This window comes from Mesorhizobium sp. M2E.F.Ca.ET.209.01.1.1 (assembly GCF_004010375.2).
Lineage (GTDB): Bacteria > Pseudomonadota > Alphaproteobacteria > Rhizobiales > Rhizobiaceae > Mesorhizobium.
In genome coordinates this window covers 1-419 of the sequence record NZ_SADP02000239.1, presented here as the reverse complement: position 1 = coordinate 419, position 419 = coordinate 1, and the positions used below count along the sequence as shown (strand labels likewise).

The following is a 419-nucleotide window of genomic DNA, read 5'->3' as shown; positions in this document are numbered from 1 at the left end:
AACTCCTATGTTCCAAGCAGGGAAGCCGCCGAGCCCGACAAAAACGAGATTCATTGAACAGTCAGGCCGGGTCAAATAAGCCCAGTCATGCGGATGAGATGCATAAGCCGCGTGCCGATAGCGAGGACGAATTGGCCGTCATTGGCGGCCAGGTCCCAGCCAAAGAATGCGATCCAGCAGAAGATCAGGACGGCGAAACGCATTAGTAGATTCTAATATTCATCCGTTGCGCAAATCTTAAGATGGCAAAAGGCCCGCTCTGTGAAGGCGTGAAAGCGGGCTTGGCGAATAGCCTGCCTTGAACGGTCCAAGGACCGATGGATTGCAGCCCCTGACATGGCAGGATTTCGAACTGATATGCCGAGGCGGTGGTGGGGACAGTTTGAAATGATCGACGTTGCCAACGCGATCCGCCGCTG

Annotated in this window: 2 protein-coding genes; one reads left to right on the top strand and one right to left on the bottom strand. The window is 54.7% G+C overall.

From position 1 onward, the window contains the following. Window positions 1–206 (top strand): hypothetical protein (locus tag EN852_RS41825; RefSeq protein WP_210238292.1); only part of this gene is annotated, 206 nt, incomplete at its 5' end. On the opposite strand, the gene EN852_RS41820 is transcribed toward EN852_RS41825, so the two are convergent. Next, window positions 203–419 (bottom strand): hypothetical protein (locus tag EN852_RS41820; RefSeq protein ID WP_210238291.1); only part of this gene is annotated, 217 nt, incomplete at its 5' end. The two genes, EN852_RS41825 and EN852_RS41820, sit on opposite strands and share 4 nt — an antisense overlap.